Raw genomic sequence first — 14,667 nt, forward strand, 5'->3', positions numbered from 1 at the left:
ATAAAAAAGCCACCTGCAAAGGTGGCTTTGTTGTTTCTGAAACCTGAATCCGGATTACAACACGCCCTGCGCCAGCATGGCATCGGCGACTTTCACGAAACCGGCGATATTGGCCCCGCGCACATACTGGGTCTGTTTGCCTTCACCCCCAAACTCCACGCAGGAATGGTGGATATCCAGCATGATGTGACGCAGACGCGCATCCACTTCGTCGGCTTTCCAGCTCAGACGTGCAGCGTTCTGCGCCATCTCCAGGCCGGACGTGGCCACGCCACCGGCATTCGCCGCTTTACCCGGCGCGAACAACACGCCTGCGTCGGTAAACAGATCGGTTGCTTCAATCGTGGTCGGCATGTTTGCGCCTTCCGCCACCGCTTTCACACCGTTGGCGATCAGCACGCGTGCCGCAGAGGCATCCAGTTCATTTTGTGTCGCACAGGGCAGCGCGATATCAACCGGCACGTTCCACGGCTGCTGGCCTTCGAGATAGGTCAGGCCGAGTTTTTGGGCATAATCGGCTACGCGGCCATCGCGGCTGGCTTTGATTTCGGTCAGCAGCGCCAGTTTTTCTGTCGTAAAACCGGCTTCATCCACCACGGTCCCGTTGGAATCTGAGGCAGTAATGACCCGTGCGCCCAGTGACATGGCTTTTTCAATCGCGTATTGCGCGACGTTACCGGATCCGGAAACCGCCACGCGCATGCCTTCGAAATCCAGACCATGACGTTTCAGCATCGATTCAGTGAAATAGATCAGACCATAACCGGTGGCTTCCGGACGGATCAGGCTGCCGCCGAACGACAGCCCTTTGCCGGTGAATACGCTGGCGGTGTTGTTGGAGAGCTTTTTCATCATCCCCGCCATATAGCCGACTTCACGCCCGCCGACACCGATATCGCCCGCAGGCACATCGGTATCCGGCCCGAGATGGCGGTAAAGTTCCAGCATCAGCGCCTGACAGAAACGCATGATCTCGCCTTCGCTTTTGCCCTTCGGATTGAAATCACTGCCGCCCTTCCCGCCGCCCATCGGCAACGTGGTCAGCGCATTTTTGAAGGTTTGTTCGAAACCGAGGAATTTAAGAATCGATAAATTGACCGACGGATGGAAACGCATCCCGCCTTTATACGGGCCGATGGCCGAGCTGAACTGCACGCGCCAGCCACGGTTCACCTGCACCTGATTTTTGTCATCCACCCACGCGATGCGGAACTGAATGACACGCTCCGGCTCCACCAGACGCTCGAGTAACGCAGAACGGCGGTATTGCGGATGTTGTTCGAGGAAAGGCCATAGCGTGGTCATAACTTCACGTACGGCCTGAGAGAATTCGACCTGATGCGGGTCGCGTTGTTGCACTGAGGATAAGAACTGTTCGAGGGATTGAATCTGATCCATTAAGGTAAAACTCCGTCTGTAAGTGATGTTGTCTTTTTTATTTACTGCTTATTTTTTGACTATGCATCGACTGACAAGCGGACATCAAGAAATTTATTTCCTCAATAAAGACCCTACGATTTGCGACCTTCCAGCTTCAGCAGCAATGCCTTGTTATCCAGCCCCCCGGCAAAGCCGGTTAACTTACCGGAAGCGCCAATCACACGGTGACACGGTGCGACAATGGAAATCGGGTTACGGCCATTGGCGGCACCGACTGCGCGAACGGCTTTCGGGCGGCCGATCCGGCGGGCGATATCGCTATAACTGCGCGTTTCACCAAAAGGAATTTCCAGCAACGCCGCCCAGACTTCCTTCTGGAATGCGGTGCCGGTGAAATCGAGTTCCAGTTCAAAACAGGTACGTTCGCCCGCAAAATATTCGTTCAGCTGTTGCTCGGTTTTCAGCAGGATTGGAAACGCCGGGTCTTCAAGCATCTCGCCTAACGGCACACGACCGTCGATTTCACATTCCCACAAAATCGCCGTCAGTTTGTCGCCTTTCGCTGCCAGTGTCAGCAGCCCGACCGGTGATGCCATGCGCTTGAATCTGTATTCCATCAGTCCCTTCCTCTGCGAGTTTTACGCTCCACACTTTACCGGAAAGGCAGGAACCGACGAAAATTATTTCAGGCTTATCGGGTTAAATGACAGTCATCAGCCCAGCAATCCCAGCTTACCGGTCAGTTTGCGCACCACTTTCTTTTTGCCCGCCAGCGCGATGCCCAGCAGTTGCAGATTGTCCGTCGGCACAACCGACACGGCCTCGCGAAAAGCGGCGTAATCGGTGGTTTGCTGGCCTTCGACCGGGAAAATAATGCCGTCCATTTCCTCATCATTAAGCAGGTGCTGATGAAGTTGCGTGAGTTGTTCGCTGTCGGCAACCAGAACGCTGATACCAATCGGGATCAGCCCCGGATGGGCGCGGTTATCGGCATCTATCAGCGGCTCGCCCACCAGTGCGGGATGGCGCTGTCCGAGCGTCAGCGCCAGTACGGCGGCGGCATTGGCGGCATGTCCTGCGGCAAGTTGCTGATTGATCACAATCACGCAGCGTTCAGGGGATGAGGGAAGAAGGGTTGCAGGGGTATTCATGATGACAGGCTCCGGTTCAGTTGAAATCTGAGCTTAACCCGTCACTTTTTCTTAATCTGGAAGATTTGTGCACAGACGCCGGTAATGCGCTGGCGTGAGCTGATACGCACGGCGGAACCAGCGCCCGAGATGGCTCTGATCGGCAAACCCTAAATCGGCGGCCACGGCAGCCGGCGTACGCCCGAGCGCCAGCCCTTCGCGGGCGCGGGTCAGTTTCAGCTGAATAAGATAGGCGTGCGGCGGCAATCCGAATTCGGCTTTAAACGCACGGCTGACCACAAAACGGCTTTCACCGGTTGCCGCCGCCAGTTGTTCGAGGCCGACGTCTTCATGCAGATGCGCATGCAGATATTCCCGCGCCTGATGCGCCACCCGCGACCAGGGCGCATCCCCCAGAAGCCGCGGCGGTTGCCAGGTGAGATGCCCGCCCAGCGCACTGAGCAAGCCGTCGAGCGCAGTCTGGCGCACAATGCGCAGCTCTTTACCGTGCAGCGCCTGAAACGCCCGCGAGGTCGCCTGCGCCAGTTGCGGATCCTGCGCTAAGGTATTTTCGAAACTCGGGTCACCGGCAGAAGACAGCGAATCGCGCCGCGCCGCCAGTTCACGGCTCAGCCACTGCGGATCGAGATACAGCATGTGATAGGTAAAACCGCCAGGCTGCACGGCATCGCCGTCATGAATTTCACCCGGCTCGAGCATAAAGACTTTGCCCGGCAAACTCTGGTGCTTCTGGCGGCGGCAACTGAACTGCTGCAAACCGTACTGGGTAACGCCGACCAGATAGCTGTCATGCCAGTGAGGATCGTACGCGTGGCCTTCGAAATGGGCGTGGATCGTTTCGATCCCGCTGTCTTTATCTTTCGATAAGTCGACCCAGTTTGCAGACGCCATACATCCCCCGCTGAATGAATTAACAACAGGGTAACAAATAGGCGGAGTGAATAAAACTCGGTGGGTTTAAAACTCCCTCCCCTGCGAAGGGGAGGGCTGGGGTGGGGTATTAAGGACAGATCGCAATGCGTAAACATCGACTATTTTATGGTTTGCTAAACCCCCTCCCTGCCTCCCCCTTCGCAGGGGGAGGAGCTAAAAACCGTCTGCTTTATCTCCTGCACTTGCAGGGTAGGAAGTTAGTGCTTCACGCTTTCGATAAAGGTTTTACGGGCGGTTTTGGAACCCAGACGTTCGGCTTCGTCCAGCAGTTTCAGGGCCTTATCGACGTCCCCTGCTTTCACTGCTTTCTTAATCGCGTCATTGAAGTAGGTTTCTGAATCGCTGAGCATTGGCTCGCTCGGTTTTGCCGGTGCTGCGGCAGGCGCAGGCGCTTGTGTGCTGCCGACGACGACCGGTGCAGCGGCGGCTGGTGCGGAAGACGGGAAGATCTGACCAATCATCACGTTACCGGTTTTCTGCTCGGCGGTGACTTTCAGGCTCAGCGTGCCGGTCGGGGTATGACGGGCAATCGGATCCGGGATATCCGGTACGGCGTTACCCACGCCCGCAGCGAAAGCTTTCGCCGGGTTGACCATCTGCGTGGTCTCTGCCAGATCCTGACGGGTGGTGTACACCAGCAGATAAATTTGTTTCTGACCCAGTGCCGGTGTCAGTTTCAGTGTGCCTTCCAGACGGTCGCTCGAGACGATGCCCGGTTTCTGATACGGGAAATAGCTGGAAGGGTAAAACGCGGCCGGACGCATCTGCTCATCCAGTACCAGAACATTTGGCGCATACACGGTTTTACCGGTCGCGATACTGGTCAGTGTAATTTCAAGCGAACCCCGATCGGCTGGCAACGCGAAAGCCCCGACGGCGCCCTGAATCTCACCCTGATTGATTTCAACACTGGACGTCCCCAGCGTCACATCCTGCGTCACTGGCGGAACCAGCGGCGTCCATGAAAGGTTGCGTAAGGTCTGGCTGGAAATAGCCGGTGCCGTATTCGCATCATTTTGCGCAGCATTCACCACCGCAGGGGCAGCAGCCAACAGGCTCAGCGACAGACACAGTGACAGCAGATTCTTTTTCATTATTGTTTCCTTTGAAATCACCATGAAGGCTGGCGGTCATCAGCGATAATCCGCCAGCCAGCACATCTTCTTTACTGCTTGTACTTTTGAAAACTGGCACAGGCCTCAAAGTCATTTGAGTTGCAGGAAGGCGGCAACTGAACTCATCCCCGGGAGCATACACAAGTATGTGACCGGGGTGAGTGAAGGCAGCCAACGCATCTGCGGCTCAAAGGACGAAGAGGATTACCACCAGATTTCCATCTGGGCGCCGAAGGTTACTTCGTCGTCATTACCACGGCTGAAGGTACGGGTGCTGGTGTCGTTCATTGCTAAGCCATTGCTTGCGCCGCTGTCAGTGTCGTAGCCCCATTTCTCATCCCAGTTCGCATAGGTTGCGAACACACGGATGGCCGGACGTGACCAGATGCTGTCGCCCGCCTGCCATTGTTGCGCCAGGGTGACTTTGTACTGTCCGTTTTTGTCGCCGGTACGCTGGGATTTCACGTTGTCGTAACCGACTTCCAGCAAGGTGCTCATGATCGGGGTCCATTTGTACATCGGACGGACACCGACGGTGTACCAGGTGGTGCCATTGTTGTTATCGCGGTCAACGTCCTGATACATCGCCACGTACATCAGGCTCCAGGTGTCGTTGAAGTCGATCGCACCGTGGTCGAGCACACGAACCATGCTGCCATTGTTGTTGATAGCCGCACCGTTGGAGTGGCCGTTCGCTGCGCCCTGACCCGGATCGGTCATGGAATCAGACGCGTATTGCAGTACGAATTTGTTGTAGCCGTTATAGATGCTTTGCGTATGTTCTGCGGTGACCAGGAAACCGTCTTTGGTCGCGTCGTCAGCCAGTGTGTAACCGTCACGCGCATTGGCACGACCGTAATCCACACCTAACTCCAGCACGCCGCCCGGGTTCGTTTGCAGACCTGCCAGACGCACGTCGAACACGTCATTGGAGGTTGGCACTTCGTCACGCTGATCGGCGATGTAACCGTATGAACCGCCACTTTCGGTGTTACGGGTTGCCGCCAGAGACAGCTTACCGAAGCCCAGATCGATATCTTCCAGACCGGCACCAGGACCTGAAATATCCCAGTAGTAGAAGTCGATCATGTGAACATCATGACGTTGGTAGAAACGCTTACCGGCCCAGATGGTGGAACCCGGCAGCCATTCGATCAGGTTTTTACCCTTCACGTTTGCTTCGCGGAAAGCCGGATCGGTTGACTCCCAGTCGTTCTGTTGTGAGACGGAATACGCCACGTTGGTGTCGAAGTAGAAGCTCTTATCCCCTTCTTTCCACACTTCCTGACCCAGTTTCAACTCTGCATAGGTCTCACATTCGTTACCGAGACGGTATTTGCTATCTGCGCCCGTTGCTTTGAAACATTGCTGTTCGCCGCCGCTGCCGGTCCAGCCAATACCCGAACGGGCATAACCTGTGAAATCCACCGCCATTGCTTGTGTAGAAAGGATGCCAGCAGCCACTGCCAGCGCCAGGGAAGAACTACGCATTGTGATCATCATTTTCTCCTGTAGGGGATCGCGTGCTTTCAAACACCAGGTTCGGGGTGTAACCGGCGACATGCGGTTCCGTCTTCACGGAACAGATGGCAGCGGTGTGGCGGCAAACCGATGGCGAATGTTGCACCTTCTTCTACCAGCACCACGTCGTTCTGGCGGTACACCAGGTTCTGACGAATTGCCGGAATTTGGATGTGGATCTGTGTTTCGTTACCCAGTTGCTCGACGACCTGCACTTCACCGGACAGCGTCACTTCCGCGACGTCGCTGGGCAGAAGGTGTTCAGGGCGAATACCCAGTGACAGGTTGCTGCCGACTTTCACGTCAGTACCTTCCACCGGCAGCCAGACTTGCTGGCGGTTTGGCAACTCGACCTGCACACGCGCAGGTTCAGCACCGGTGACTTTCACCGGCAGGAAATTCATTTTTGGTGAGCCGATAAACCCGGCGACAAAACGGTTGGCAGGATAGTGATACAGCTCGAGCGGCTTCCCGACCTGGGCGATATGTCCGGCATCGAGCACCACGATTTTATCGGCCAGCGTCATCGCTTCGACCTGATCGTGGGTCACGTAAATCATGGTGCGTTTCAGGCGCTTATGCAGGCGTGAAATCTCAATGCGCATCTGCACACGCAGCGCGGCATCTAAGTTAGAAAGCGGTTCATCGAGCAGGAACACCGTCGGTTCGGCCACCAGCGTACGGCCAATCGCCACGCGCTGACGTTGTCCGCCGGACAGGGCTTTCGGGCGGCGGTCGAGCAGGTGCGCCAGTTGCAGCACTTCGGAAACCTGATTGACCCGCTGGCTGATTTCAGCTTTTTTCGCCCCGGCCAGCTTCAGGCCAAACGACATGTTTTCTGCGACAGAAAGATGCGGATACAGCGCATAAGACTGGAACACCATGCCGATGCCGCGATCGGCCGGTGGCACTTCGTTCATGCGTTTATCGCCAATCTTCAGCTCGCCGGACGTGATGTCCTCCAGACCGGCAATCATGCGCAGCAAAGTGGATTTACCGCAGCCGGACGGACCGACAAACACCACAAACTCGCCTTCTTCTATTTCCAGATTGATGTCGCTGGAAATCACGGTATCGCCAAAGGCTTTGTACACGCTGTTAAGGGAAACGCTCGCCATCCTGAACTCCTGTACTTGCTGCCAGCGAGAAAACTCAATGCAACGAAGAGTGAAGGATTAGCGGTTAAGCGTAATCATCCGTAACAAAGTTTTTCATGGGGGAGGAGCAGGGAGGATGACGGTTTCACGCAACCGGATGAAAGTTCAGACCAAAAATCAAATTCGTGATCTGAATGGCAAAAAACGAAGCATATTTTTGAGTGATGAGCCACATAACGCCTGAGACTGTCGGCGGGATCACATTCTGAGAGGCGGGGGCGTAGAGGGGGGGATGATGAAGCACCGGCGGGTTGAATCCACACTGGCATCGTACCCTGTCTTTTCCGTCTCAGACGGCAGAAAAACCGACTCCTCACAGGAAATAAAAGGATTGGATTATGACCCTCAGCATTAAGAAAATGGTTAAACACACACTGGCACTCTCGGCGCTGGCTACGCTGGTGTTGTCATCTTCCGCTTTTGCCAAAATAGAAGAAGGTAAGCTGGTCATCTGGATCAACGGTGACAAGGGCTATAACGGCCTGGCGGAAGTCGGTAAGAAATTCGAAAAAGACACCGGCATTAAAGTCACGGTAGAACATCCGGACAAGCTGGAAGAAAAATACCCGCAAGTGGCAGCCACCGGCGGCGGCCCTGACATTATCTTCTGGGCGCATGACCGTTTTGGCGGCTACGCACAATCCGGCCTGCTGGCTGAAATCAGCCCGGATCAGACTTTCAAAGACAAACTGTTCCCGTTCACCTGGGATGCGGTCACCTTCAACGGCAAGCTGATCGGCTATCCGGTCGCGGTTGAGGCGCTGTCACTGATTTACAACAAAGACATCATTAAAGAAGCGCCAAAAACCTGGGAAGAAATCCCGGCGCTGGACAAAGAGCTGCGCGCCAAAGGCAAGAGCGCCATCATGTGGAACTTGCAGGAACCGTACTTCACCTGGCCAATCATTGCCGCTGACGGCGGTTATGCCTTCAAATATGAAAACGGCAAATACAACATCAAAGACACCGGCGTCAATAACGCAGGTTCACAGGCTGGCCTGCAATTCATCATCGATCTGGTGAAAAACAAACACATTAACGCCGACACCGATTATTCCATCGCCGAAGCCGCCTTCAACAAAGGCCAGACCGCCATGACCATCGACGGTCCGTGGGCGTGGTCAAACCTCGACAAGAGCAAAATCAACTATGGCGTAACGCTGCTGCCAAGCTTCCACGGCAAGCCGTCTAAACCGTTCGTCGGCGTGCTGACTGCCGGGATCAACGCCGCCAGCCCGAACAAAGAACTGGCGAAAGAGTTCCTGGAAAACTACCTGATCACCGACGAAGGTCTGGCGGTAGTGAATAAGGACAAACCACTGGGTGCCGTGGCGCTGAAAACCTATCAGGAACAGCTGGAAAAAGATCCGCGTATCGCTGCAACCATGGCGAACTCGAAAAACGGCGAAATCATGCCAAACATCCCGCAGATGAGCGCCTTCTGGTACGCAGAACGCAGCGCCATCATCAACGCAGTGAATGGCCGTCAGACGGTGCCGCAGGCGCTGAAAGATGTAGAAACCCGCATTACCAAGTAATGCCAGCGTTTTAGCTCAATGAACGGTACGGAGCCGACCTGCTCCGTACCGCCACTACAAGGATTGTCCCTATGCCAATAGCCAAAAAACGGCCGTTCAGCAATGCGTTTAAGTGGCTGATCATCGCCCTGCTCGCCTGCCTGACCGGTTATCTGATCGTGCTGATGTATGCGCAGGGTGAATACCTCTTTGCCGTTCTGACCCTGATCCTTTCCGGCGTCGGCTTATACATTTATGGCAACCGCCGCGCCTATTCGTGGCGCTACGTCTACCCCGGTCTGGCCGGGATGTCGTTGTTCGTGCTGTTCCCGCTGGTCTGCACCATCGCGATTGCCTTTACTAATTACAGCAGCACCAACCAGCTGACTTTCGAGCGCGCACAGTCCGTCCTGATGGGGCGTGAATTCCAGGGCGGCAAGGCGCTGAATTTTGCGCTCTTCCCTGCTGGTGAAAAGTCTGCCGGTGATAAGTGGCAACTGGCGCTGACGTCGCCGGATAACAGCGAAACGCTGGTTTCTCCGCCTTTTGCTTTCGATGCTCAGGCACCGCAAACGCTGGAAATGCTGCCGCAAACCGCGCCGTCAGCTGAAAAAGCCGGGCTGCGGGTGGTGACACAAAACCGTCTGGCGCTCGGTCAGATCTCTGCAAAATTACCCGACGGCGAAACGTTGCGCATGAGTTCCCTGCGCCAGTTCTCCGGCACCCAGCCACTGTACAAACTCGGCGAAGATGAAAAACAGCTGACCAACGTACAAACCGGCACCCTTTACCGCCCGAACATGGACAGCGGTTTTTATCAGGCCGTGAATGCGCAGGGCGAATGGCAGGCTGAAAAACTCAGCCCCGGCTTTACCGTCGGCATCGGCTGGGGCAACTTCCTGCGCGTATTGCATGACGAAGGGATCCAGAAACCCTTCCTGTCGATTTTCGTCTGGACCGTGGTGTTTGCGCTGCTGACCGTGGTGCTCACCGTCGCCGTCGGCATGGTGCTGGCCTGCGTCGTGCAGTGGGAGGAGCTGAAAGGCAAGGCGGCGTACCGCATCCTGCTGATCCTGCCGTATGCCGTTCCCGCGTTCATTTCGATTCTGATTTTCAAAGGGTTATTCAACCAGAGCTTTGGTGAGATCAACCTGATGCTCAGCGCCCTGTTTGGCATCAAACCGGCGTGGTTCAGCGACCCGTGGACTGCCAAAAGCATGATCATCATCGTCAACACCTGGCTCGGTTATCCGTACATGATGATCCTGTGCATGGGCCTGCTGAAAGCCATTCCTGACGACCTTTACGAAGCGTCAGCCATGGACGGCGCGACGCCGATGCAGAACTTCTTCCGCATCACGCTGCCGCTATTGATCAAACCGCTGACCCCGCTGATGATCGCCAGCTTTGCGTTTAACTTTAATAACTTCGTGCTGATCCAGCTGCTGACCAACGGCGGCCCGGACATGCTCGGCACCACCACGCCTGCGGGTCATACCGATTTGCTGGTCAGCTACACCTACCGCATCGCCTTCGAAGGCGGCGGCGGACAGGACTTCGGGCTGGCGGCGGCAATCGCCACGCTGATCTTCCTGCTGGTGGGTGCGCTGGCTGTCGTGAACCTGAAAGCCTCACGCATGAAATTCGACTAAGGAGAAACAGACAATGCCCATGGTTAAACCTAAGTCGCAGAAAGTCAGATTGCTGGTCACGCATCTTTTACTGCTGTGTTTTCTGGCGCTGATCCTGTTCCCGCTGCTGATGGTCTTCGCCATCTCGCTGCGCCCCGGTAACTTCGCCACCGGCAGCCTGATCCCCGATCAGGTGTCGTGGGATCACTGGAAACTGGCGCTCGGCATCGCGGTCACCAACAGCGACGGCAGCATCACGCCGCCGCCGTTCCCGGTCATGTTGTGGCTGTGGAACTCGATCAAGATCGCCGGGATCACTGCGGTCGGGATCGTGGCGCTGTCCACTACCTGCGCCTACGCCTTTGCCCGCATGAAATTCCGCGGCAAAAGTTCGCTGCTCAAGGGGATGCTGATTTTCCAGATGTTCCCGGCGGTGCTGTCGCTGGTGGCGTTATACGCCCTGTTCGACCGCCTCGGCATGTACGTGCCGTTCCTCGGGCTGAACACCCACGGCGGCGTGATCTTCGCGTATATGGGCGGCATCGCCCTGCACGTCTGGACCATCAAAGGCTATTTCGAAACCATCGACGGTTCGCTGGAAGAAGCCGCCGCGCTGGACGGTGCCAGCCCGTGGCAGGCGTTCCGGCTGGTGCTGCTGCCGCTGTCCGTGCCGATTCTGGCGGTGGTATTTATTCTGTCGTTTATCGCGGCCATCACCGAAGTGCCGGTGGCGTCTTTACTGCTGCGTGATGTGAACAGCTACACCCTGGCAGTGGGTATGCAGCAATATCTGAACCCGCAAAACTACCTGTGGGGCGATTTCGCGGCAGCCGCCATATTGTCCGCTATCCCGATTACGGCAGTGTTCCTGATTGCTCAACGCTGGCTGGTCGGCGGCTTAACGGCAGGCGGTGTGAAAGGTTAACGGTAAGGCTAATGCGCTTTGTAATACTTGATCAATTCCCTGTGTCTTGGGCGGCTGAATAAGCCGCCTTTTTTTATTACATCCTCTGAATTCTAATAATGAACTCAATCATTTATAAGACTTAATCGCAAAGCCCAAGCTCTTTTCCTCCGATTTCACGAATATGCCTGAAGGCACTTTTTACCGAATCAATATCCTGCCCGCCTACCGCAAATTCCTCGAAACAATTACGCCATTCGCGAACCGCTTTCCACACTGAATCAATTTCATTGATCGCCAGCTGGCGGCTGAGGCCAAAACGCTCAGACCAGGAAACCGCATTAATCAATGTTGCTTCCCGGCCAAACTGGCCCACACCTAAATGCAGAAGACGAGAATAAGTGCCACTTGGGCGCGGAACAACGTCATATAAAGGGCTGAGACGCCATGCCAGAGAAACAGATTGCGGGGGTTCCTGACACGCAGAAACTGCCAACTGAGCGGGATCATCCATCAGAATAAAACCATGATTTCTTAAATGATCATCGTCGTTGTTAATTAAAATATTAAATATCATTCGTTTAAACAGCTCAGTTAAATCCTGCTGAAGAAACTTTGCGTTCAGATGCATTCTCATGGCATCAGCCATATCCGCATAACTGCTTTTCGGTGAGTCCATCTCATGTAAGTCCATGAATGTCAGCGCGGAATTAAAAAAGTGCTTTCAGAAGTCATAATCTTTAAGTTCCCTCTCGGATAATGCACGGGCGCGCTGAGGTCTGATTTTCTCATTCATCGACTGTACGACGTTGTCTTCCCCTGATAAGAGGTCGGCCAAAGTTACTCCCGGACGAATGGCATCGAGATAACGCAGAATTTGTCCTATTGCGACACTTGTATCTCCATTCTCAATCCTGCTGACAGTATTTCTGCCAAGGTTGGCTCGCACCGCTGCTTCGGATTGCGTCATCTTTCGTGCAATCCGGCTTTCAGCGAGCAAGCGTCCCATTTCGCGGAGTTGCTGCAAAAGATTTTCCGATACCAGCAAAGATTGAGAACGTTTCATATTGCACCTTAAAATAAACATTATGTCATTAGTGATTACTTTAAGGTGCAATGAAAACTAAGCAAGATAAAGTTTGGAGTGCTGCGGAAAGCCTGACCGCAGTCTTTATCCGGGTTTTGTTATTGGTTGATTTATAAGCACAAATAAAAAAGGAGCACTCCCTCACGGCAGCACTCCCTTTTTCACTTCTTTTTTAAACCTCAGCTTACCGACACTTTCCGGCGGCGTTTATCGAGGTCTTTAATCAGCTTATTCACATGCTCGTCAGCGAACATCTCTTCGAGCGTGTGGGACAACTTACGGCGCCAGTTCGGGTATTCGTCGCTGGTGCCGGGCACGTTGACCGGTGCGTCCATGTCCAGCCAGTCTTCCGGTTGCAGGCCGAGCAAGGCACAGGCGCTGTCGGCGACGTAACGTTGCAGGCCACGGTTCAGTACCGGGGTCATTTCCATCAGTGCCGCTTTGCGTCCGGTTTTCTTCGGGATGCAGTCGTAATGATGTAAACCGTCGAGCAGCCCCTGACGCGCACGGGCGCGGTCGGCGTACAGCTCCTGCAAAACGGCTTCGTCACGGTATAAACCGAGCGTTTTACCCAGCGCCAGATCGTCGCTTTGCCAGTAACCGCGCAGCGTCGGCAGGTCATGCGTGGTGATGGTTGCCATCGCCTGCACCGGATACGACTGCGGCGCACGAAAGTTGTTTTCCTCATCGCGCTCGAAATACAGCACCTTATAGGAATACACGCCGCCTTCGCGCAGCTTACTGACGATTTCCACCGGCACGGTGCCCAGATCCTCGCCGATCACCATGCAGCGGTGACGCTGACTTTCCAGCGCCAGGATCGCCAGCAGATCGTCCACCGGATATTGCACATAGGCGCCTTTATCCGCCGTTTCACCGGCCGGGATCCACCACAGGCGCAGCAGGGTCATCACATGATCGATACGCAACGCCCCGCAACTGGTCATGTTGGAACGCAGAAGATCGATAAACGGCTGATAGCCGCGTCTGACCATCACGTGCGGATCCATCGGACGCAGATCCCAGTTCTGGCCGAGCGGACCGAGAATGTCCGGCGGTGCGCCAACGGAGGCTTTCAGGCAATAGAGTTCGCCGTCGCCCCAGGTTTCAGACCCGCCCTGCACCACGCCAACCGCCAGATCACGATACAGCCCCATCGGCATCTCGTGTTGCTGGCTGGTGTGATAGCACTGCGTAAACTGGGTTTCCGCCAGCCATTGCAGCCACAGGTAAAACTCCACGTCCTGCGCATGTTGTTCGCAGAAAGCGCGCACGGCCGGGCCGCGGGCGTCATGGTATTTTTCCGGCCAGCGGTTCCAGCCCAGCGCCACATCGCTCTCCTGCGCCAGATGCTCGTACAGCGCATCAAACGCCGCCTGTAAATACAGGCTTTCACCGCCCTGTTTGACGAAATGGCGCAGGGATTTCACCTGCGGATCCTGCGCCTTACGGCTCTGGAAATGCGCGTAAGCCAGACGCAGACCTTCTAATTTCAGCGGCATGACGCTGGCGTAATCCACCCAGTCGTTGGCGCGGACGGCCTGCAAACGCTGTTGCGTCACCGGCTGATGCCACCACTGTTGCGCCGCGTCGCTGAGACGAAAATCCTCCACCGCGCTGACGTCGATATAAATCACGTTCAGCCAGCGGCGGGACGACGGACTGTACGGGCTGGCCGCCACCGGATTGGCCGGATACAGCGCGTGTATCGGGTTCAGCCCGACAAACGCACCACCGCGTTCGGCGACGTTTTTCAGCATCAGATTCAGATCGCCGAAATCGCCGATGCCCCAGTTGTTCTCCGAGCGCAGCGTATAAAGCTGCACGCAGGCGCCCCACAGTTTTTTACCGGCCAGCAGGGCGTCCGGTTCGTAACAGCGTTTCGGCGCGACAATCACCCGGCAATCCCACTGCTGTGCATCCTGCTTCAGCGTCAGCTGGTGATAACCGGTTGGGATTTTGCCCGGCAGCGCCAGCGTCATTTTGCCGCTGATGCGCCCGCTCTGCGTTGTGCCGCTTTCCAGTTTCAGTGTCCAGGCATACTCGCCTTCCCCGCCGACCGGCAATGCCAGACGGCTGCCGGTGACGAACACTTTGACCGCTGGGACCGGCGTGGTCGCCGGGCGTTTACCGGCCACCCAGCCCATCGCCGACAACAGTTCACGCTTGGTTTCAGGGGCAATCGCCTGCTGCTTGCCATGCGCGTTAATGAAGCCTGAGGCAATCCCCGCCTCTCTGGCCGCCTGTTCCAGTGCTTTGTTCTCCATGCGG

At 55.7% G+C, this 14,667-nt stretch carries 13 protein-coding genes; 3 read left to right on the top strand and 10 right to left on the bottom strand.

Translation table 11 applies throughout. The annotated features are described in order from the left end of the window. Positions 1 to 54: 54 nt before the first annotated feature. From gdhA to malK, 7 genes are all read right to left on the bottom strand, one after another. Positions 55 to 1,398 (bottom strand): NADP-specific glutamate dehydrogenase, encoded by a 1,344-nt coding sequence (gene gdhA, locus EDF78_RS14230; protein WP_095923598.1) that lies wholly within the window; start codon positions 1,396 to 1,398, stop codon positions 55 to 57. 113 nt (positions 1,399 to 1,511) lie between these two features. Then, positions 1,512 to 1,997 carry a methylated-DNA--[protein]-cysteine S-methyltransferase gene (locus EDF78_RS14235; protein WP_095923599.1) on the bottom strand — a complete coding sequence of 162 codons (486 nt, stop codon included), beginning with the start codon at positions 1,995 to 1,997 and terminating at the stop codon, positions 1,512 to 1,514. Between the two features lie 96 nt (positions 1,998 to 2,093). Then, positions 2,094 to 2,531 (bottom strand): DUF2000 domain-containing protein, encoded by a 438-nt coding sequence (locus EDF78_RS14240; RefSeq protein ID WP_119823325.1) that lies wholly within the window; start codon positions 2,529 to 2,531, stop codon positions 2,094 to 2,096. Positions 2,532 to 2,582: 51 nt separating this feature from the next. Beyond that, on the bottom strand, positions 2,583 to 3,422 hold the full coding sequence (locus EDF78_RS14245; protein WP_133823331.1) for an AraC family transcriptional regulator: 840 nt from the start codon (positions 3,420 to 3,422) through the stop codon (positions 2,583 to 2,585). Between the two features lie 239 nt (positions 3,423 to 3,661). After that, positions 3,662 to 4,558, bottom strand: coding sequence for a maltose operon protein MalM (gene malM, locus EDF78_RS14250; protein ID WP_095923603.1), 897 nt, complete (start codon positions 4,556 to 4,558; stop codon positions 3,662 to 3,664). A 225-nt stretch (positions 4,559 to 4,783) separates the two neighbouring features. Next, the gene (locus tag EDF78_RS14255) at positions 4,784 to 6,079 is read right to left on the bottom strand and encodes a maltoporin (protein ID WP_095923604.1); all 1,296 of its coding nucleotides are present in this window, start codon (positions 6,077 to 6,079) and stop codon (positions 4,784 to 4,786) included. A 29-nt stretch (positions 6,080 to 6,108) separates the two neighbouring features. Then, positions 6,109 to 7,218, bottom strand: a complete 1,110-nt coding sequence (gene malK, locus EDF78_RS14260; protein WP_095923605.1) for a maltose/maltodextrin ABC transporter ATP-binding protein MalK — start codon at positions 7,216 to 7,218, stop codon at positions 6,109 to 6,111. Positions 7,219 to 7,595: 377 nt separating this feature from the next. Here malK and malE point away from each other — a divergent pair, with 377 nt between their 5' ends. The 3 genes from malE to malG all read left to right on the top strand — a co-directional run bounded on the left by malE (position 7,596) and on the right by malG (position 11,330). Continuing rightward, positions 7,596 to 8,795, top strand: a complete 1,200-nt coding sequence (malE, locus tag EDF78_RS14265) for a maltose/maltodextrin ABC transporter substrate-binding protein MalE (RefSeq protein ID WP_095923606.1) — start codon at positions 7,596 to 7,598, stop codon at positions 8,793 to 8,795. Between the two features lie 71 nt (positions 8,796 to 8,866). Next, positions 8,867 to 10,426: a maltose ABC transporter permease MalF gene (gene malF, locus EDF78_RS14270; RefSeq protein ID WP_133823332.1), complete on the top strand. Its 1,560-nt coding sequence runs from the start codon at positions 8,867 to 8,869 to the stop codon at positions 10,424 to 10,426. Between the two features lie 13 nt (positions 10,427 to 10,439). Further along, positions 10,440 to 11,330, top strand: a complete 891-nt coding sequence (gene malG / locus EDF78_RS14275) for a maltose ABC transporter permease MalG (protein ID WP_095923608.1) — start codon at positions 10,440 to 10,442, stop codon at positions 11,328 to 11,330. A gap of 121 nt (positions 11,331 to 11,451) precedes the next feature. Here malG and EDF78_RS14280 read toward each other — a convergent pair whose 3' ends face one another. The 3 genes from EDF78_RS14280 to malQ all read right to left on the bottom strand — a co-directional run bounded on the left by EDF78_RS14280 (position 11,452) and on the right by malQ (position 14,663). Further along, positions 11,452 to 12,012: a HipA domain-containing protein gene (locus EDF78_RS14280; RefSeq protein WP_268247585.1), complete on the bottom strand. Its 561-nt coding sequence runs from the start codon at positions 12,010 to 12,012 to the stop codon at positions 11,452 to 11,454. Between the two features lie 21 nt (positions 12,013 to 12,033). Next, the gene (locus tag EDF78_RS14285) at positions 12,034 to 12,375 is read right to left on the bottom strand and encodes a helix-turn-helix transcriptional regulator (RefSeq protein ID WP_095923610.1); all 342 of its coding nucleotides are present in this window, start codon (positions 12,373 to 12,375) and stop codon (positions 12,034 to 12,036) included. A 200-nt stretch (positions 12,376 to 12,575) separates the two neighbouring features. Then, complete coding sequence (gene malQ / locus EDF78_RS14290) at positions 12,576 to 14,663, bottom strand: 4-alpha-glucanotransferase (RefSeq protein WP_133823333.1); 2,088 nt, start codon at positions 14,661 to 14,663, stop codon at positions 12,576 to 12,578. Positions 14,664 to 14,667: the final 4 nt, after the last annotated feature.

It is taken from the genome of Rahnella sp. BIGb0236 (assembly GCF_004364755.1).
In the GTDB taxonomy this organism is placed as follows: Bacteria; Pseudomonadota; Gammaproteobacteria; order Enterobacterales; family Enterobacteriaceae; genus Rahnella; species Rahnella victoriana.

Bases quoted from the DNA above. Each gene is read 5' to 3' on its own strand.
- gdhA (WP_095923598.1), bottom strand. From the start codon at position 1,398: ATGGATCAGATTCAATCCCTCGAACAGTTCTTATCCTCAGTGCAACAA.
- malM (WP_095923603.1), bottom strand. From the start codon at position 4,558: ATGAAAAAGAATCTGCTGTCACTGTGTCTGTCGCTGAGCCTGTTGGCT.
- malG (WP_095923608.1), top strand. From the start codon at position 10,440: ATGCCCATGGTTAAACCTAAGTCGCAGAAAGTCAGATTGCTGGTCACG.
- malQ (WP_133823333.1), bottom strand. From the start codon at position 14,663: ATGGAGAACAAAGCACTGGAACAGGCGGCCAGAGAGGCGGGGATTGCC.
- malK (WP_095923605.1), bottom strand. From the start codon at position 7,218: ATGGCGAGCGTTTCCCTTAACAGCGTGTACAAAGCCTTTGGCGATACC.
- EDF78_RS14255 (WP_095923604.1), bottom strand. From the start codon at position 6,079: ATGATCACAATGCGTAGTTCTTCCCTGGCGCTGGCAGTGGCTGCTGGC.
- EDF78_RS14285 (WP_095923610.1), bottom strand. From the start codon at position 12,375: ATGAAACGTTCTCAATCTTTGCTGGTATCGGAAAATCTTTTGCAGCAA.
- malE (WP_095923606.1), top strand. From the start codon at position 7,596: ATGACCCTCAGCATTAAGAAAATGGTTAAACACACACTGGCACTCTCG.
- malF (WP_133823332.1), top strand. From the start codon at position 8,867: ATGCCAATAGCCAAAAAACGGCCGTTCAGCAATGCGTTTAAGTGGCTG.
- EDF78_RS14240 (WP_119823325.1), bottom strand. From the start codon at position 2,531: ATGAATACCCCTGCAACCCTTCTTCCCTCATCCCCTGAACGCTGCGTG.
- EDF78_RS14245 (WP_133823331.1), bottom strand. From the start codon at position 3,422: ATGGCGTCTGCAAACTGGGTCGACTTATCGAAAGATAAAGACAGCGGG.
- EDF78_RS14235 (WP_095923599.1), bottom strand. From the start codon at position 1,997: ATGGAATACAGATTCAAGCGCATGGCATCACCGGTCGGGCTGCTGACA.